The organism is Shewanella electrica (assembly GCF_022321485.1).
In the GTDB taxonomy this organism is placed as follows: Bacteria; Pseudomonadota; Gammaproteobacteria; order Enterobacterales; family Shewanellaceae; genus Shewanella; species Shewanella electrica.
The window spans coordinates 126,956-145,512 of record NZ_JAKOGG010000007.1; the positions used below are offsets into that span (position 1 = coordinate 126,956).

Below are 18,557 nucleotides of genomic sequence, written 5' to 3' on the forward strand. Positions count from 1 at the left end.
CGCGATCTTGCTCTGCCATCGCGGTGGTTAGCGACGAAGGTGCAACTGCATCTTAACTGTTGTAGCTCGAGCGTCAAACTTTCTCAAATAGAAAAGAAAAAGGCCGTCGTGAGACGGCCTTAGCAGTTAATCGCGCGATGCTGATTACCAGAAGCGCCAGTAAATAAAGGCGGTAATACCAAGGATGCCGACAGTGTGGATATAGTCCCATTTGTCTAGGCCGTTGATCACTTCCTTCATGGTGCCTTTACCAAGGGTGCCAAAGGTCAACCCTTGGATCTGCTCTTCAGTCGCAGCTTTGGTGAACATGCTGACCACTACAATCACGGCACAAACGATGATGAACAACATGACGCAGTAATACAGCCAGTTCATATCGACGATCCACGCAAATGAAGTGCCTGCAACGCTGTCTTTGAATGGCAGTAACACCAGACGCACCATACCGAGCACAAAGCCGACCAACATACCGATGAATCCAGCGCTTGGGGTGATCTTACGGCTGAGCAAGCCCATGACGAACACCGCAGCAATCCCCGGAGCGATCAGTGACTGTACGCTTTGTAAATATTCATACAGTACATCGGCGATGGCCTTCATCACCGGGATCCACACAATCCCCAACACCACCACCGCAACGGTGGCAATACGGCCAACTTGCAGCAGTTTTTTCTCACTGCACTCTGGGCGATATTTTTTGTAGAAGTCGATGGTAAACAGCGTCGCTGATGAGTTGAACAGCGACGCTAACGAACTCATCAGTGCCGCTACCAAGCCGCCAATCACAATACCTTTTACCCCAGCTGGCAGCAGTTGCGCTACCAATGTAGGGAATGCTTGGTCAGAGGTATCATAGCTGATCGCACCGGTTTGCTTCAGTGCCACCGCAATCATGCCCGGTACCAAGAAGATAAACACGGGTAACAGTTTCAGATAACCAGCGAACATGGTGCCGCGGCGAGCTTCTTTGATGCCCTTCGCAGATAGGACGCGCTGCACTATGTATTGGTCGGTACAGAAATACCAGAAACCGATAATGAACGAGCCAAAAATGATGCCCGGCCAAGGGAAATTCGGATCTGAAGCGGCCCGCATCAGATGCATATTGTCGCCGTTAACGCGCTCAACAACATCCCAACCTGCCATCATGCCATTGCCACCACCTAAGGTTTCTAAGCCGACGACCAGAATCACCAATGAACCGATAATCAACACCGGTGTTTGTAGAACTGAGGTCCACATGATGGCCTTCATCCCACCGAGTACCGTGTAGATACCGGTAACGACTACCAGACCGATGGCCGAAATCCAGAAGAAATCGATGCCCCAAATGGAGTCGATCCCCAGAATCGTTTTAAAAGCCACCCCGCCAGCATAAACGGTCACCGCCACCTTGGTTAACACGTAGCTGACAAGGGATATCACCGAGAGGAAGGTACGACATTGCGAGTTGAAGCGACGCTCCAGAAACTCCGGCATGGTGTAGACTTTAGAGCTCCAATAAAAGGGCACAAAGATCCAACCGAGCAACAGGATAATCCATGACTGTAGCTCCCAGTGCGCCATAGCCATACCAGTTTCAGCGCCTGAACCGGACAAGCCTACTAGATGCTCAGAGCCGATATTTGAGGCAAAAATTGACGCACCAATCACCACCCAACTGGCGTTGCGCCCAGCAAGGAAGTAGTCAGCGGTATCTTCCTCTTTTTGTCTTAACGACATGACGACCACACCCGCTAGCAATATAAAAAAGCCACCGAGTACCAGCCAGTCTAAGGTACTTAGTTCAACCATACTTTTATTTCCGTTTGTGCTTTAGTATTAAGTGTCAGTTCCCACCACCAACACCTTAGTTAATTCTTAATTAGAACATATTATATTATAAAATAAAGTTATTTAAGGGCCTCAAGCATTATCATTAAGCCATTTTCATGCTGAGATCTAGCAGCGGTTTGCTATCATATTGTCGCAGTTGCTCTGGCATACGTGGCAAGTTGCGCAACTGTATCTTGCCACTAAAAACAGTGCATGATCACCAAGTTACACGCGAATGATTCTCATCCACCATCGCTAATATGGGCGATGTGTAAAATTCATGCAAATATTCTGTGAGCTAGCGCTTAAGAAAAGTGTAACTAATTGACTTGTTGTATAAAAAAACTATTGTACTACTATTGATTTAACCCCACTGAACCAAGGACATCCGATGGCAAGGTTAGAAAATTTGAATTTGTCACAGCGAGTCACCAATGAACTCGGCAAAGCGATTGTCGCTGGCAAATATAATATGGAAACTGGACTGCCTACCGAAGCACAACTGTGTGATATGTACGGCATCAGTCGGACTGCCATCCGCGAAGCGGTAAAAATGTTAGCTGCCAAGGGGTTAATCTCTTCTCGCCCACGTCAGGGCATTCGTGTTGAGGCGGCAGCAAGCTGGAACCTTTACGACACCAACGTCTTAAATTGGATGTTGCAAAGCGGTCCATCACTGCAAGTGTTGAAAGAGTTTTTACAAGTGCGTTTGGCGATTGAGCCGCAGGCAGCCGCATTGGCAGCACAGTACGGTAAAGATGAAGATATTGCCAAAATTGCAGAATCGTTGGAAAGCATGCGCAAAGCTGCTCGCACACCGAATCAGACCTTGCATGAATCCGATTTGGCATTTCATACCAGTATTCTGCTAGCCAGCGGTAACCGTTTCTTCTTTCATTTACGTGATTTTATTAATACAGCGTTAGGTGTAAGTATTCAGCACACCACTCCAGCGAAAGGGAGTGATTCAAGCGTCGCAGAAGAGCATGCTGCTGTTTATGATGCTATTTTGGCGCGCCAACCTGAACTGGCCCGTTCACTCATGAGCCGGTTGATTGAAGAAGCGATGCAGGTGATTGATAGAGAATTGCAAGCAAAGCTGGAGGCGTAATCGCTTTCTCGGTAGTATGTTGTCATTGCCTTACAAGTTGTTTAGAAAATGAGTGATCAGTTAATGGGTCGCACTCGCTATCCCTGTCTAAAAGACAAAAGCGTGTTCATTACTGGTGGTGGTGCTGGCATTGGTGCCGTGTTAGTAGAGCGTTTTTGCCAGCAGGGCGCACAGGTAACGTTTGTCGATATCGATGATGCAAGCAGTGTTGCGCTGTGTGACCGCCTCGCTAAACAATATGACCTTAAGCCTCGGTTTATTCATTGTGACATTCGCGATGTCGCCGCATTGCAAGCAGCTATTGCACAGACGCAAGCAACACAAGGTGATATCTCGGTGTTGATCAACAATGCCGCCGATGATACTCGTCATGAAGTGGCGGATGTGTCAGTTGAGTATTGGGATGACCGCATGGCGATCAACCTCCGTCCATGTTTTTTTACCGCTCAGGCCGTAGAGCCGCAAATGCGTCGTCGCGGCGGTGGTAGCATTATTAACTTAGGCTCAATCAGCTGGCACATTAAGCAAGCTTGCATGCCGGCGTACACCACGGCAAAAGCGGGCTTAGAAGGCTTGACCCGTACCCTCGCCAAACAGTTTGGCAAACATCATATCCGTGTGAATACTTTGATCCCTGGTTGGGTGATCACTGAGCGACAGCTATCTCACTGGTTAACGCCAGAAATGCTGCAAGAAATTCAAGATAATCAATGCCTGAAAGACAGTCTAACGCCCGATGATATCGCTAACGCGGCATTATTTTTAGCATCGGACGAAAGCGCGATGCTGACTGCGCAAACATTAATTGTTGATGGCGGTTGGATATAATAATCCGAGTCAGTTCTCAATACCTAACATTTGTTTAACCTAATACGTTGCACACACATTTAATTATATTATAATAATTTTATTATATTGCTGAGTTTATTATTATGGGGATTAATTAACTCAGTCATATTGAATAATAAATAGGTGTCGCATTGGTTGATATGGTGTGGGTGTATTTGGTGCTAATGATTGGCGCCTGTTTGCAAAGTGTCATAGGTTTTGGCCTAGGCTTATTGTGCGCGCCGATATTATTTCTTATTTATCCGCAACTTGTTCCCGCTCCGATGATCCTCAATGCGTTGTTTTTAACGCTGTTATTATCTGTTCGTCATATGCGATCTATCGATGTTCGGCAGACCTCTATTTCGGTAATCGGGGGAACTGTGGGCGTCGCAATCGCAGGGATTGTGATGTTGTACATCGAACCGCATCACTACAAATACTTACTCGGTGCGAGCATCATTATCGGCGTGGTCGCCTCCTTTGTGGGCCATAAACCGGCGATCAATGTCGGCAATAACTTGTTTGCTAGTACGCTATCTGGCTTTATGGGCACCACAACATCGGCGGGTGGCGCACCAATGGGATTGCTTTACCAATCAGCCGAACACCATAAAATCAAAGCTAACCTTAGTGTTTTCTTCTTATACATCAATGTGTTTGGCTTGTGTGTGTTGTGGGCGGCGGGTTCTGCTGGATATTCCGACATCGTGTTATTTATCCAATGCATTCCCGCAATATTACTGGGGTGGTTGTTGTCTGAGTTCTTGCAGGGCTACATTAACAACGACATCGTAAGAAAATTGACGCTACTGGCCGCATTTTTCTCTGGTGTTGCCTCCTTCTTCTCATAATGGCCTTCAGTTGTGAGAGTTGTCGCATATTTAAGCAAAAGGTTTAATTAAGACTAAAGTGTATTTTAATAAAATCATACAGTTATAAGTATTTCCTTCAAATTTACACTTTTATTTAGACCAAAGTCTAACGATTCTCGTCCCAAAAAGATTCAATTTATTCTCATTTACAGGCATTATCTACTGCATATATTTGGGGAGCGATTGCAGCTTTTAGTCAATTAATAAAATGTTGTAATGCTTATTAAAAAGTCCATTTGGTAATTTTATTACTCGGACAACAATATAATTTTACCATTAGGTAAGATTTTAATTTAGCAGTAGTGATATTGTGAAAGTTAATAACCTTTTTGATAAAGAGATTCAGTCTGTGCCTATGGGGGGCGAACAGGCATTTAGGTTCTCCGGTTTACATCGGAGAACCCATTTTTTATCGAACTATCATCAAGATTTGTTTCATGCACGCAAATGCTGGGGGTTTTCCTGCCAGTTGGGTGAAGGCTTGCATTGGAACACGTTTGACAATTGTCTCTACTGGGTAGATATCCGCCGTAATCGCATCCATCAATTCAATCCTGAAAGCCAATTACATCAATATCGGACCTTTACGGAATCCGTATGTTGGGTTGTACATAATCAGCAAGGGGAAATGGTTGCTGGCTTTGCTAGTGGTATTTACCGTGTTGATTTTACTCGCGGCGAGCGGACGGTGATTGTACAGCCACCCGAACCCACATCTAACCGCCTTAACGATGCCTCGGTTGATCCGTCTGGATGTTTATGGTTTGGCTCTATGGACAACAGCGAACAGATGCCAACGGGTAAGTTGTATCGTATGGCTAGTATGTCTGAACGCCCGCAAGTGGTTGATGATGGTTATGTGGTGAGTAACGGGCCCGTCATTACGCCTGATGGTCGACTGATGTATCACAACTCATCATCAGAACGCACTATTTACCGGTTTATTTTAGATTCCCGCGGCATACCGTTAACTAAAGAACCTTTCGCGCAATTTGATGAAGAGATGGGCTGCCCGGATGGCATGGTCATGGACGCTGAAGGCGGTCTGTGGGTGGCACAATGGGGCGGTCATGGCATTGTGCGTTACACTGCCGACGGCAATATTGATGTGCGCGTTGAATTGCCCGTTCCGTTGGTAACTAACGTGTGTTTTGGCGGTAAAAATCTTGATCGGTTGTTTGTGACCACTGCATATCAAGGGTTAAGCCTACAACAGCGACTCAAATACCCGCAAGCAGGCTGTCTATTTGAGCTTAATGTTGGGGTGAAAGGGTTAGCGGCGACGCCATTTAATTGTTAGGCGATTGACCCCTTGGCCGAGTACCTGCCTCGTTCATAATGCGTTTGATTTGAAGAAAAATTAAACACTAAAGATAAACAGCCCCTAGCTGTAAACCTGCAACACAGCCTAATAACGGCTAATATTCTAATTAGTTGATCTATTCGTTCAGTATAAAGCGCTTTAAGTGTCAATTTTTTGCCGTTATTCTGGCGCGGTTGTTTTTTAACGCGGAACAGAGTAATGCGCCTAGTTAACATCATTAATGCCCAGCCAACTCAAGATGGCGACGGTGTTAATATCCAGCGAGTGGCTGATTTTCAGCGTCTCACCTTAGATCCTTACCTGATGCTTGATGAAATCCGCTCTGATGATGAGCAGGACTACGTTGGTGGTTTTCCTCCACATCCACATCGTGGCATGGAAACCTTTACCTATATTCGTAAAGGTGGTTTTGAACATCGTGATCAGTTGGGACATGTTAAAGCCATTCGTGCGGGCAAGGTGCAGTGGATGAGTACTGGCCGTGGTGTAGTGCACTCTGAAATGCCATTAGCGGATGCAACGGATGGCCTGCATGGTTTCCAGATTTGGATCAACATGCCCGCTAAGGACAAAATGCGTCCGCCGCGATACCGCGACAGTGGCGATGTTAGCCATGCGATTATTGCTGGAGAGGGCAGTTTACTGTACTTGCTTGCTGGCGATTGGCAGTTTGCTGGGCAGTCTGCGGTGGGACCGTTGACCGATTTAGCCGCCAATAGTGCGTTAGCTGACCTGATGTTGGGGGTGAATGCGGAGGCAAAACTGACCTTGCCGCAATACTCATTTGTCGCGCTGTATTTATATGATGGTTCGCTGTTACTCGACAACGGCCAAGTGGCGCACGCTGGGCAGATGTTGGTGGTTGATCCTCAAACCGTGATCAAACTTCACAGTCAGGCGCAAGGCGCTGGCATGTTAGTGTTGGCCGGCAATCGTATTGGCGAGAAAATCGTGCAAATGGGACCGTTTGTGATGAATACCCAAGCAGAAATCGTGCAGGCGATTCAGGATTACCAGAATGGCAAATTCGGTGACATCGTTTAATTTATCCAACGCTGCCACCGAAGGTTAATTAGCCGCGTAAAATATGCAAAGGGAGTTGCATTACGGGGTTGTCGCTGGATTGTGCCAATACGGCAATAATGCCAGCCAATACCGCTATCGTCAGTAGATACCACACCGCCGAAACGATTTGACCATAACGGTCCATCGGTAACAAATCACTCTGGTGGCGATAACGCCACTCCATAATGATCTCTAAGCTACCCACAGCAAGTAGAATCCCCAATAAGGTCAAGCCAAGCGCATAGCTGATATACACGCCCAGCGCTGCTCCAGCGATACAGACGATCAACCCGGTTAAATGATTCTGCGAGTAACCAATACTCTTGATGATGTGGCCGCCATCTAGCGGCAGGATGGGTAATAAGTTAAAGATATTTAGCAGCGCATTGAATACCGCTAAGCCCGCCAGCAATTCCATGCCCGTGACTTCATAAGCGATAAACGCGATTATGGATAACAACATGCCGTAGGTTGGCCCCATGATGGAAATCACCACGTTCTGCCAGCGGGTGTTGAGCTTGCTGTCAGATACCGCTAAACCACCAAGAAACGGAATTAAGTAGATACCTTTGGTTTGCAGGCCGAAGCGTTTCATGGCGCGGATATGGCCGTACTCGTGGATCACCAAGCAAAGGATCAAGGCAATGGCGAACTCAAAGGAAAACAGCCAACTATAGGCTGCCACACTGGCACCGGCCAATACCACTTTGATGACTTTAGCGCTTTTAAACAGCTTAAAACCGAGCGCCAGTAATCCCCAAGGTTTGATTGGCGTCTTGCTTGTTGCGGCGGGTTTCGTCGGGCGCTGTTGTTCAATATCCTTGGCAACTCGTTGGCCGCTGGTGATCACTTCATCTTCAATGACTAAGCGGTAGTCCAATACAAACGGCTGCCAGCGTAAGTCGATTTCTAATCTGACCTCGATATCTGTTTGCCGCCCCGGATGATGTAAGCGGAAAATATGCACTTTCAGCCCATCGGCTGGGCCTTGTTTTTGCGAGACGATCTGTTCGTCCCACGATAATTGTTGCCAACCAACGGGCGAGCCTTCAAGCCGGAGTGATTTGCCAAAGCAATCAATATTCAGGAGTTCCACAAAAAATCCTAGCGTTCACATCAATGCGGCGATTATGCCTGTTCAGCATTGGCGGTAGAAGCCTAATCCATCGATTTTAATGCGTTTATTAGCGTGGCAAAGTCAGGAAATGTCAGTTTTTCTAAACAGCACACATTACATAATGCGGCATGGCGACGAAAGTGATGGGTGAGTTCCGTAAGCGTGATGGGTTCTGGCTGTGGTTGCCAGCAATTATGCAGCCACAGCCATTGTTGCAATTGACTATCGATCAAACGGTCATTGGGGCTGACGAAGCTGCTCTGTGCGCCTGTTAAGGCTACTAAGTCAGCATCATCTGTTATTACCACCAACTCATCAGCCTGCGCCGCTAACCAGAGCGCAGGCCAACAAATGCCGTCTAACTCACTTCTTTGCACTGTAGTCAAAATTCAGTTCACCGTGTTGATGATGGACATGACAAGGGCCGTGTTCTCGCTGCGTGCGTTGAATGGCGCTACCAATATGCACCTCAACATTGGAGTAGATGTGTGTCTTTGCTTCGATGAAATAGTTGGCGTAATAATCTTCGGTTTCTTTTCCGAGTAGATCTTTCTCAGTTTCTTCGCGCGCCAGTTCCGCTTCCACACGGTGCTTCTGCGCCAGCATCATTTTCACTTGATCGACCATGTTTGGATCGTTCTGCCACTCCTCTTTGGGCGGTAAACGACGCAACCGTGCTTCCAAATCCAGCTTGGCAACAAACAAACTGCGGCTGCTGTCTTCCAGATCTTTAAGCCGCAGTTTCAGCGTCTCTAAGTTCATGGCACATAGTACTTCAGTTTTGGTATCGGCGGTTGCCCCAATGGTGACCGCTTCAATGCCTTTTTCGGCATAGGCTCTACCACCGATAAGATCGCCGCGGCGACCCGTTGCATCGCTGACAATGAGTTTACTTTCGGTATTGGTGTGGCTGTGCAGCAGTTGCTTGGTGATGAGAATATCTTTTTGGCTGGTCAAGGCGGAGTATTGCACAAATTGGGCGGATATTTGCCCTTTCGCCGTGAGTTTGGTCGACAGCTCGTTGCCGCCTAACTGACGGCCGAGAACGCCTTTACTCACAGTAATGTCGCCATCAGCTTCTAAGGTAGCGGACTCGACGAAGCCCATCACCGTGATATCCCCCGAGCTGCGTACCTGCATCCCTTCGCATACATCGCCGGTGATCAGCACACTGCCTTTAAAATCAACATTGCCATAGCCAACGTTAACTTCTTTTATCTGTAGTACGTCGTCAACTTGCATGCCGTTATTGATTTCAACCGGTTGACCGGCCACTGTGGCAATCAATTTTGTTTCGTCATCTGGATCAATGTGTGTGCCCGGGCCAGCATTCAATGTAAGGTCTTTTCCCACCTTAGGTTGCAGCACATCGCCGTAGACGGTGTAACCTAGCGTGCCCGGCGTTGCATGTGTTATCTCCATCAGTACATCGTTAGGACTGACCATCACCACCGAGCCAAGGTTGCGCATATCAACGGTGCCATCTTCGCGTTCCTGCGGATGTAATAGACGTTCACGGGCGAGCGGGACTTTTCGAATTAATGATGCATGTATGCCATTAATGGCGGGCTTACCAATGGCAATGACGCCACTGACACTTTCGCCTGCTTTGAGTTGGGGCAACTTGTGCAGCATGGCCTCGATTTTAGCGCGCGATAAGCCCATGTTAATGCCTTTTTCTTTCAGGCTGCGCAGAATATCGGGCAAAGTTGGTTGTTTGCCTCCCCAAGGCGCAACCAATGTCATGCTGGCTTGCATCTTGTCATTGCTGGTCTCCAGCAAAATTTGGCCGTCGCGTCGTTCGGCAATTTTGAAGACGATCGGTGTTTTGCCTTCGCCATCATTGGCGAGTGCGTTGATGTCTTTAACCGCTTGTTTTATATTAAAATCAATAGGGAATAGCTTATTGAACTCTGGAAGTGTCAATAATTCTCGGACGGCCTCTTCAGACACTGGGCCGTCGCTATTTGGGATCAGCTTCAGCTCAGCAAATAGGCCGTCGCCGCTAAAATTGAGCAGATCGGGTGTCAGCATGTTGTTATCCAGTAAAGATTTTTTTATCGCCGGAACCTACTTTAACCCCTCGAGTATATCAATTGTTATATAACAGCAGCACTCTTTTGTTAACAAACGTATAAGGAATGTCTCAAAATTTGTGGTATTACAATATTACTTATTGTTTTATCGAAGATTTTTATAAATCTTATAGCGATTATTCTCCGCGACAACATTTACATTTCCAAAGCTGGCGGCAATAGCATCTGCGTAGGGCAGATGGCGGTTGGCGACTATCTGCCACAGTCCACCTTTGCGTAGCTGTTGTTGGCTATCTTTGACAAACTGGGTGGCAATATCCGTGGTACTCATTAAGCCGTCATGAAATGGTGGGTTGGAGATAATGGCATCAAACACACCGTCGCATTGGCTCAATCCATCTGATGCATAAATCTTGGCTTGCATCCCGTTGGCAGCTAAGGTTTTTTCACAAGACAATAAGGCCATCGCGTTGATGTCGACACATTCCATGTCAAGGCTGGGAAAACGCGCCAGCAGTGCCGCGGTTATCACACCTGCACCACAGCCGAAATCCAACACTCGCCCATTCAGCGGCGGCAGATGTTGCAGCAATAAGGCGGTGCCTTGGTCGAGTTGTTTTTCACTGAAGGTGCCGACCATATTGCAGATTGTTAGTGGTCGATTATCGATCTCTAGCGTGTATTGGCTTACGAAGCGTTCTACATTGATGGTGGCTGGATGCGCCAATACTGTGCTGGCAAACAGCAAACAGTGGCGGGCATTATCTAGTTTGATTGGTGGGCTAAAGTCGGTCGATTTCAGTTTATTGAACGAACGAATACCACCTTTGTTATCGCCAACGACTAACAGTTCGCCATCGGCTTTCAAATAATACGCCGCTAGGTGCAGCAGGTAGTCCAGTAGTGGTTTCGCTTTCGGATAGTAGATCACCACAGTATCAAATCTATGGCGGCTATCTGCGGTTAACTTATGGCCAAACTCAGCATGCAGGTTAGTTTTATTGCGCGGCTGTAGCTGAAAGTGGGGGTAATCCAAGGCTAACGTGGTGACGTTGTCGCATACTGCTAGCAGTTGCTCAGCGCAGCGGTCAGCTTCATGGTTAAGCAGCAGCACCTGTTTACCAGCCAATAACGATTGATTACGAATAAGTAGTTCAGATGGTGCAGTTAACACGATGTTCGATTCCTGAAATGAGATTGGCGGGCATTATAAGCTAGCTTGGCGGAGAAATGAAAAAGGGCTCAAATGAGCCCTTTTAGCATGTATTCAGTCAAGATTATTTGGCAGCTTTGGCCTTGGGCATCAAGCTGATAATCTTATTGGCGATGTCGGTATTATCCTGACTCCCAATAAACAGCTCTGAGCCAGGACCGGCGGCGAACACTTGCACATCGACACCTGTATGGCCGGGGGTGGTCCAACCGGTATTGGTGCGCAGGTCGATCTCTTGTTTGATGGCGGTCGTCAGCGCCTTTTTACCTTGCATGCGTGCGACTTCAAACTTGCTGTACAGCTCGTCGTCGATAGCAAAGCCGAGGCTGGCACTCAGTGGTTCGCGCCACTGTTCGTTCGCTACCGCTTGCGCTGCCATGGTTTCAGGGCTGCCAGTCATTTTGTGCAGCACCTCAGGGTGCCATTCATATTTACCATTGGCGCCGATAGAGAGGCCACCCGTGCTGTGATCGGCAGTGATTACCATCAGCGTGTCTGGGTGGTTACGCACAAACTGCTCAACCACTTCTATGCTGTGGGCAAACTCATCCATTTCGCCCATCGCCGCCGCGATGTCATTAGCGTGGCCGCCCCAGTCAATCTGGCTCCCTTCAACCAGCAGTACAAAACCTTGCTGATTCTGTGATAGCAGCTCTAATGACTTGCTGGTGAGTTGGCTCAAACGGTGTACTTCGGGTTCATCCAACGACCAAGGCAACTGCACATCGGCGAACAAGCCCAATACTTTGGGTTGGCTGACGGCGTCCAATTGGCTGAAATCCGTCAGCACTTGGTAGCCTTTAGCGGTGAACTCGTCGCGCATGGGTTGGGTGAAGTATTTCTGCCCGCCGCCCAAAATCACATCGGCATCAGTATTGATGTAGGTGGCGGCAATCGCGTCGTAATTTTTACGGCTTTCATCATGGGATAAAAATGCTGCTGGTGTGGCATGGTTCACTTGGCAAGTCACCGCCACACCTGTGCTCAAACCGCGCTGTTTAGCGCGTTCTAGCATGGTAGTGAGCGGGCGCTTGTTGACGTCAACGCTGATGGCTCCGTTGTAGCTTTTAAAGCCAGTAGACAAAGCTGTCGCCGCCGCAGCGGAGTCGGTGACATAACCACTGACGTTGGCTGGATAGGTGGATGCCATGCCCACAAGCAAACGGTCAAATACGGTTTGCTCGATCTCTTCCGTATCGGGATTGTCTTTATAGTAGCGGTAGGCCGTGGTGTATGACGGGCCCATACCATCACCAATCATGATGACGATATTCTTTGGCCGGGCTGGTGCCGCCGTAGGATTTAGCGGCGCTTCAGCATAGGTAGATAACGGCAGCCAGCAGGCAACTGCGATTAGGCATAATTGCTTGAATTTCATTATTTATCCTTTGATTTCACTGATGCGACGCTCAATGGCATCCATCAATTTGCCGGTGATATCCACGTCAAATGCTGCTTCAATCTCACGTACGCAGGTTGGGCTGGTGACGTTGATTTCGGTCAACTTATCGCCGATGACATCGAGGCCAACGAAGATCAAACCGCGGCGTTTCAGTTCAGGCGCGATGGCGTTAGCAATTTTCCAGTCGCTGTCTGACAACGGTTGTGCCCGGCCACTACCACCGGCAGCGAGGTTGCCACGGGTTTCACCTTTTTGTGGAATACGTGCCAAGCAATAAGGCATTGGTTCGCCATCAACCACCAGAATGCGCTTATCACCATCAACAATCTCAGGAATGTATTTTTGCGCCATGGCGTAGCGTTTACCGTGGTCGGTCAGGGTCTCAATGATCACGCCGACGTTGGCGTCGTCTTGTTTCAGACGGAAGATCGAGGCGCCGCCCATACCGTCTAACGGTTTAAGAATCACGTCGCCGTGTTCTTGGTGGAAGGCGCGCAGGCGTTTGGCATCGCGAGTCACTACCGTGATCGGGGTGAATTCGTTAAACCAAGCGGTGAACAGTTTTTCGTTGGCGTCCCGCAGGCTTTGTGGCTTGTTAACAATCAAGGTGCCCGCTTCTTCTGCGCGTTCCAACATGTAGGTGGCGTAGATAAATTCAGTGTCGAATGGTGGGTCTTTACGCATCAGAATAACGTCAAGATCGCTTAGCGGCAGCTCTTGCGCTTCAGCTAAGGTAAACCAGTCGTTGGCGTCTTGGCGCACGGTCAACTTACGCATGTTAGCGCGGGCTTCACCTTGCACCATGGCGAGGTCAGCCATTTCCATGTAAAACAGCTCATAGCCGCGGCTTTGGGCGGCGAGCAACATAGCAAAGCTGGTGTCTTTTTTGATGTTGATGTCCGCAATGGGGTCCATCACGATGCCAAGTTTAATCATTTATTTATCCTTACTTCATTCTGACTTAGCCCAAATCACCGAATCTGGATTGCAGCACGGAGATGGCGGTTAATGCGGCGGTTTCGGTACGCAATACGCGCGGGCCGAGTAACACATCGGTAAAGCCTTGTTGTTCAGTCATCGCAATTTCCGCTTCTGACAGGCCGCCCTCGGGGCCGATCAACAAACGTACACGACCACTATCTAGCGCCAAGCTACTGATGCCACCTTGGGCGCGCGGGTGGAGATTCAATTTTACTGCGTTGCTGGCTTCGCTACACCAGTCGAGCAGGTTCATCGCTGGGCGTACCGTTGGCACGACACTGCGGCCTGATTGCTCACAAGCACTAATGACGATTTTTTGCCACTGCTGAATCTTTTTCTCTAACCTTTCGCCGTCCAGTTTGACGCCACAACGTTCTGAAAACAATGGCGTTATCGTATTAACGCCTAATTCAACTGACTTTTGGATGGTGAAGTCCATGCGGTCACCACGGGAGATCACTTGACCCAAATGCAGATTAAGTGGCGATTCAGACGGATTGGCATCACAGCCTTCAATCCGCACGTCGACAGTTTTCTTGCCCGCAGCGGTAATGATAGCCGGATAGTCATTACCATCGCCATTGAACAGGCTAATGGCTTGACCTTCGCTCATGCGCAGTACGCGGCCTATATGGGCGCTGGCATCGGCATCTAAGCTAATCTCGGTGTTGGGCGAAATTGTTCTCGCTTGATGAACACGGGGAACTCGCATTTTCGCTCCTGTTAAACTGAAAAATTTCAGGAATGGTTAATATTTTTTGACTTGTTGGCGTATTTTAACCTGTTACATGTAGTCTTTAAACTTTTTAATGGGATAACTTGCTTAAGCTACTTTTTAACCACAACCAAAAATATTGTATATAGTCCCAGCTGCTGACAGTTGTCACTGTTTTAGGTCTCGGCTGTTGTAATACGTCTAATACATGTAAGTACTGTTTTGATACGGATGTAATATCAAATTTATCCGTTGCTTGTTGTTTTAACTGATCGCCATATTGTTTCAGCTGTGACAGTGATAGTTTTTTTACATCTTCAACAGTTAATAAATTAATGTTGAATTTGGATAAGTATTCGATCGCTGGATGCGTAGTATTTACGGCAACCGGTATACCTGAACTGACATAAATCTGGCATTTTGTTGGTGGTTTTGTCTGCTGTCTAAAACTATCATCTTTGATGTCCAGCACATAACGGCAGCAGGCTATTAGCTGGCTCTGGCTGCTTTCGCTCCACTGGTCTATGCGTATGCCATTGATCGTTACGTACTCATCGCAGCGGCTAAAATTAAACGGTATTCCGAGTCGAGAAAACTCATGAGCAAGTTTGCGAATACGGCGACTTGTTAACATGTTGATGTTAGATAATAGTTTGATATTTTTTAAAATATCTTCGTTATTACCGTGTAGGAATTTAAACGTACAAGGTAAATATTCATAAACGCCAATCCAAGCTACCGGCGCATCATCTGAAATTTCGCTATCGCTTCTTGTTACTTGATATTTGGTGTAGTGATCAATATTAAATTGATAACTTGGACAATATAGGTGCTTAGCTAATATGTCGCTATGGAATAATATACCTTCGAACTGCTGCAGTTTAATATTGATAAGGGGAATTTTCCCTAGGTGTGAAATTTGATCTACCGGAATATAAAATAGTCTTTGAGAACGTAAACGGCGAAGCTGCTGCAACGTTGGCAGCGCTTTGACAAATATCACGGCGTCGCATTGCTGCGGAATTTTTTCGACTGATTCAAAATAATGGATGTGGTGTGTGGTTAACTTATTGATTTCTAAGTAATCTAAAATATCACGACTCACCCATGTGAAACTTTCATTACTCGATATTGGACCAACCGCTATGTGATAAGAATGCATATGATTTAGCTATTTCAGGTATTGGTGGTAGTGAATGGACGTTATTTTATTAGAACATTTTATCTTATTGGTATTTGGTATAAAAATCCCTTGTTCTAATAATTTACGTTTTGGTTAACTGCTCACCACAGCGGCGGCACAGGTACTGCGCTTGTTGGCGTACCACTTTATTGTGGCGGCGAATACTCAACTCAACGGTGCCACAGCGGCAATGATAGGCGATCCCTTTGGGCGTCACTGAGCTGACATCCAATTGATGGGTGACATCGCCGCTTAGCCCGAACACTTGTTGCATCAAGCCTTTCCACTCGTGGCCATGGGGTTTGACACGGCCAAACAACTGCGCGGTTAATAGATGACACACTTCGTGCGGCACCACATCAGTTAAAAAATGCTGTGGGTTTTCCTCAAGCAGCACGGCATTAAAGCGCAACTGTTGGGTAACTGGATGCGCGGTGCCAGCGGCTTTACCACGCAGTTTGAAATTAATACTGGGGCGCGTAAACACGCGGTCAAGTTGCTGCTCCGCTTGTTGATAACAGGCTTCCACGCGCGCAATCACTGCGGCTTGCTGTTCGCTTGTGGGGAGGGCAACCACTGGACGAGCGGTTGCGGGAGAAGAAGACTTTGCCAAACTGGCAAAGCGTTTTACGCGTGCGAACAAAGATGACACTCCAATAAAGCAAAAAGCCCGACGCAAATCGTCGGACTATTACCTTAGCGAGTTGCGGCTGCGGCGGCAATCATCTGCTGCACTTGTTCGACAATCTGTTGTTCCATCTCGGCATCGTAACCTTGCAAACGCGGAGTATGAATGTGACCAGTCGGGATGGTGCTGTTCAGTTGGTTTTTCAGCAAAATGGCGCGGTAAGAGATCTCGTTGGAGAGATACCCGCCGCCAGAACCTTCTACTGAGGTTTCGTTTTGCAGTTCCGCTAACGAGCCCGAGGCAAAGCTACCACGCGATAGGGTAGTGACTTGGTGGTTGTCATTCACTGTCCAGCGGCCAGTAACTTGTTGCATGGCCGTAACTGGTAGTGAAAACTCGACAAATTCTGGGCCGTTTAGAGTTTTACCATCAAGCTTGGGTGCCTGCGGATGTTCTTTATCAGCGCCAGTATAAACGTTGCGGTTATCGGGCGCTTTGGCCGAACGATTGCGTCCGGGGAAACGCTCGATATCAAAATTGTCACGCCCCATGCTGACGGTAAATACCATGTCGAGTTGGTTGCGACGATACGCTGGCGTCAGCAGCGATTCGATAATACCAGCGTCAAAGTCTTCATAGCGCACCGGGATCATCACGGTTTCTATCTGGGCTTTTTTACCGTTGACCTCAAAGCGGTAACCATCAAGCGCTAAAGCGACTACGCCTGACGGATTACTTTGGTCGATGTGACGGTCGAGGAAGAATGGATCAAAGCCGGTCAGCAGAATTTTGATTTGGCTGTCTTCTGCAAAGTTGATATCGCTAAACCCACGTGAGGCACGCTCGACCGCATTCAGTAATACCTCTTGCTGCCAGCCGGCAATATTAAAGGCAGGCTTTTGCTTGCTGAGCGCATCACGCATCTGCAACCGTGACCAATAGAGCGAGCGATCATCAGGATGACCCGATTGCACATCGCGCACCGCCTGCTGCCAAACGCGTTGCCCCAACTTAGCCACGGTTTGTGTGACTTTAAGTTCATCGTTGGCTTGCGCATATTGTTTGCTTAAGTCATCCACAAATGCTGAATAACGGCTCACCACCTCTGGCATGGCAGCGTTAGCCGTGGGAATACGTTGCTCCTCAACACCTGCCGTAGCAGCTAATGCAACACAATTGCTGCTGAGTAGGGCGGCGAATATCAGCGGCTTAGGCATGATCGATTCCTTCAATAATATCGAATGACTTGGCCGTTAAGTATGCACTAGCCTGCGTCGAGCGCAAAGTGCGATAAGCCGCTAATTGCTCATAGATCTGATAGTTACATCATTAATGCTTGTAGCGATTCTTGGCTACCGAAGCGTTTAGTAAAGAAGTCGAGGAACACGCTGATGTTGGTGGCTAACTGGCGGCGGCTGGAATACACGCCGTAGACTTTAAAAGACTCAATTGGCCATTCTTGCAGCACAGGAACTAAGGCGCCGCTGGCAATTTCATTCTTGCAGACCGAGTTAGACAAAATGGCGATGCCAAAATCATCTATCGCCATGCGTTTTACCATCACTGAACTGTTGGCTCTTACCCGGCGGCGAAACGATGCCATGGTTTTACGGTTACCTTTACCCAAAGGCCAAATGGGGGCGGAACGCAGTGTGCCCAACAAAATGCCATCATGCTCAGCTAAATCTTTTGGCGTGGCGGGTGTGCCGCGGGCTTTGAGATATCCGGGACCAGCGACTAAGATAGGTTGGCGTTCAAACAGTAATCTGGCGACTAAGTCTGAGGATTGCAGCGGCCCATATTTGATAGCTATGTCGTAACCTTCACCCACCAGTCCCACTTCGGCGTCGGTAAATTGCACGTCGAGTTCAATGCTGGGGTAGAGATGCATAAAGCCGCTACATAAGTTAGCGATCACTTCTTGGTTAAATGAAACCGGCACCGCAATGCGTAGCAACCCCGACACATCATTATGGGTGTATTCGATGGTGGCTTTGGCGGCTTCTACTTCATTGGTGATATTTTCGCAGTGCTGGTAAAATAGCGCACCGATTTGTGTCAGACTGATTGAACGGGTATTTCGCTGTAGCAGGCGGACACCGAGTTCTTGCTCTAATTGAGCAATTTTACGGCTGATCGTTGATTTTGGGAGTCCAGTTTCTCGCGCTGCTTGTGAGAATCCCTCTGCTCTGACCACTGCCGCAAATAGCAGCATCCCATTCAAATCTGGCATGTTTTTCTTACTGTCTCAAATATGGAACAAA

Annotated in this window: 17 protein-coding genes; 5 read left to right on the forward strand and 12 right to left on the reverse strand. The window is 47.9% G+C overall.

Annotated features, from left to right (window positions below; genetic code table 11):
* Positions 1 to 144: 144 nt before the first annotated feature.
* Positions 145 to 1,794 carry a sodium:solute symporter gene (locus L9G74_RS12045; RefSeq protein ID WP_238896653.1) on the reverse strand — a complete coding sequence of 550 codons (1,650 nt, stop codon included), beginning with the start codon at positions 1,792 to 1,794 and terminating at the stop codon, positions 145 to 147.
* A gap of 412 nt (positions 1,795 to 2,206) precedes the next feature.
* On the opposite strand from L9G74_RS12045, the gene L9G74_RS12050 reads away from it, so the two are divergent.
* The 5 genes from L9G74_RS12050 (at position 2,207) to L9G74_RS12070 (ending at position 6,997) form a co-directional block, all read left to right on the forward strand.
* Complete coding sequence (locus L9G74_RS12050; RefSeq protein WP_238896654.1) at positions 2,207 to 2,926, forward strand: FadR/GntR family transcriptional regulator; 720 nt, start codon at positions 2,207 to 2,209, stop codon at positions 2,924 to 2,926.
* A 48-nt stretch (positions 2,927 to 2,974) separates the two neighbouring features.
* Positions 2,975 to 3,754, forward strand: coding sequence for an SDR family NAD(P)-dependent oxidoreductase (locus L9G74_RS12055; protein ID WP_238896655.1), 780 nt, complete (start codon positions 2,975 to 2,977; stop codon positions 3,752 to 3,754).
* Between the two features lie 185 nt (positions 3,755 to 3,939).
* The gene (locus L9G74_RS12060) at positions 3,940 to 4,608 is read left to right on the forward strand and encodes a sulfite exporter TauE/SafE family protein (RefSeq protein ID WP_238896689.1); all 669 of its coding nucleotides are present in this window, start codon (positions 3,940 to 3,942) and stop codon (positions 4,606 to 4,608) included.
* 331 nt (positions 4,609 to 4,939) lie between these two features.
* A complete protein-coding gene (locus L9G74_RS12065; RefSeq protein ID WP_238896656.1) occupies positions 4,940 to 5,929 on the forward strand; it encodes an SMP-30/gluconolactonase/LRE family protein in 990 nt (329 codons plus the stop codon).
* Between the two features lie 222 nt (positions 5,930 to 6,151).
* Positions 6,152 to 6,997, forward strand: coding sequence for a pirin family protein (locus tag L9G74_RS12070; protein ID WP_238896657.1), 846 nt, complete (start codon positions 6,152 to 6,154; stop codon positions 6,995 to 6,997).
* Positions 6,998 to 7,025: 28 nt separating this feature from the next.
* Here L9G74_RS12070 and L9G74_RS12075 read toward each other — a convergent pair whose 3' ends face one another.
* The 11 genes from L9G74_RS12075 to L9G74_RS12125 all read right to left on the reverse strand — a co-directional run bounded on the left by L9G74_RS12075 (position 7,026) and on the right by L9G74_RS12125 (position 18,526).
* Entirely contained in the window at positions 7,026 to 8,114 is a 1,089-nt protein-coding gene (locus L9G74_RS12075; protein WP_238896658.1) for a metalloprotease, read from the reverse strand.
* A 62-nt stretch (positions 8,115 to 8,176) separates the two neighbouring features.
* Positions 8,177 to 8,512, reverse strand: a complete 336-nt coding sequence (locus L9G74_RS12080; protein ID WP_238896690.1) for a DUF4144 family protein — start codon at positions 8,510 to 8,512, stop codon at positions 8,177 to 8,179.
* The gene (locus tag L9G74_RS12085; protein ID WP_238896659.1) at positions 8,499 to 10,169 is read right to left on the reverse strand and encodes a flagellar assembly protein A; all 1,671 of its coding nucleotides are present in this window, start codon (positions 10,167 to 10,169) and stop codon (positions 8,499 to 8,501) included. The genes L9G74_RS12080 and L9G74_RS12085 overlap by 14 nt, the downstream gene beginning before the upstream one ends.
* 147 nt (positions 10,170 to 10,316) lie before the next feature.
* A complete protein-coding gene (locus L9G74_RS12090; RefSeq protein ID WP_238896660.1) occupies positions 10,317 to 11,345 on the reverse strand; it encodes a methyltransferase in 1,029 nt (342 codons plus the stop codon).
* Positions 11,346 to 11,448: 103 nt separating this feature from the next.
* Positions 11,449 to 12,762 (reverse strand): alkaline phosphatase, encoded by a 1,314-nt coding sequence (locus L9G74_RS12095; protein WP_238896661.1) that lies wholly within the window; start codon positions 12,760 to 12,762, stop codon positions 11,449 to 11,451.
* Positions 12,763 to 12,765: 3 nt separating this feature from the next.
* The gene (gene gshB / locus L9G74_RS12100; RefSeq protein WP_238896662.1) at positions 12,766 to 13,722 is read right to left on the reverse strand and encodes a glutathione synthase; all 957 of its coding nucleotides are present in this window, start codon (positions 13,720 to 13,722) and stop codon (positions 12,766 to 12,768) included.
* Positions 13,723 to 13,747: 25 nt separating this feature from the next.
* Complete coding sequence (rsmE, locus tag L9G74_RS12105) at positions 13,748 to 14,479, reverse strand: 16S rRNA (uracil(1498)-N(3))-methyltransferase (RefSeq protein ID WP_238896663.1); 732 nt, start codon at positions 14,477 to 14,479, stop codon at positions 13,748 to 13,750.
* Positions 14,480 to 14,573: 94 nt separating this feature from the next.
* On the reverse strand, positions 14,574 to 15,587 hold the full coding sequence (locus tag L9G74_RS12110; RefSeq protein WP_238896664.1) for a hypothetical protein: 1,014 nt from the start codon (positions 15,585 to 15,587) through the stop codon (positions 14,574 to 14,576).
* 160 nt (positions 15,588 to 15,747) lie between these two features.
* On the reverse strand, positions 15,748 to 16,308 hold the full coding sequence (locus L9G74_RS12115) for a SprT family zinc-dependent metalloprotease (RefSeq protein ID WP_238896665.1): 561 nt from the start codon (positions 16,306 to 16,308) through the stop codon (positions 15,748 to 15,750).
* Positions 16,309 to 16,361: 53 nt separating this feature from the next.
* Complete coding sequence (locus L9G74_RS12120) at positions 16,362 to 17,510, reverse strand: PA0049 C-terminal domain-containing protein (protein WP_238896666.1); 1,149 nt, start codon at positions 17,508 to 17,510, stop codon at positions 16,362 to 16,364.
* 104 nt (positions 17,511 to 17,614) lie between these two features.
* Positions 17,615 to 18,526, reverse strand: a complete 912-nt coding sequence (locus tag L9G74_RS12125) for a LysR family transcriptional regulator (protein ID WP_238896667.1) — start codon at positions 18,524 to 18,526, stop codon at positions 17,615 to 17,617.
* Positions 18,527 to 18,557: the final 31 nt, after the last annotated feature.

Coding starts and splice junctions, on each gene's coding strand:
- L9G74_RS12045 (WP_238896653.1), bottom strand. CDS start 1,794: ATGGTTGAACTAAGTACCTTAGACTGGCTGGTACTCGGTGGCTTTTTT.
- L9G74_RS12050 (WP_238896654.1), top strand. CDS start 2,207: ATGGCAAGGTTAGAAAATTTGAATTTGTCACAGCGAGTCACCAATGAA.
- L9G74_RS12055 (WP_238896655.1), top strand. CDS start 2,975: ATGAGTGATCAGTTAATGGGTCGCACTCGCTATCCCTGTCTAAAAGAC.
- L9G74_RS12060 (WP_238896689.1), top strand. CDS start 3,940: ATGATTGGCGCCTGTTTGCAAAGTGTCATAGGTTTTGGCCTAGGCTTA.
- L9G74_RS12070 (WP_238896657.1), top strand. CDS start 6,152: ATGCGCCTAGTTAACATCATTAATGCCCAGCCAACTCAAGATGGCGAC.
- L9G74_RS12085 (WP_238896659.1), bottom strand. CDS start 10,169: ATGCTGACACCCGATCTGCTCAATTTTAGCGGCGACGGCCTATTTGCT.
- L9G74_RS12095 (WP_238896661.1), bottom strand. CDS start 12,762: ATGAAATTCAAGCAATTATGCCTAATCGCAGTTGCCTGCTGGCTGCCG.
- gshB (WP_238896662.1), bottom strand. CDS start 13,722: ATGATTAAACTTGGCATCGTGATGGACCCCATTGCGGACATCAACATC.
- rsmE (WP_238896663.1), bottom strand. CDS start 14,479: ATGCGAGTTCCCCGTGTTCATCAAGCGAGAACAATTTCGCCCAACACC.
- L9G74_RS12120 (WP_238896666.1), bottom strand. CDS start 17,510: ATGCCTAAGCCGCTGATATTCGCCGCCCTACTCAGCAGCAATTGTGTT.
- L9G74_RS12125 (WP_238896667.1), bottom strand. CDS start 18,526: ATGCCAGATTTGAATGGGATGCTGCTATTTGCGGCAGTGGTCAGAGCA.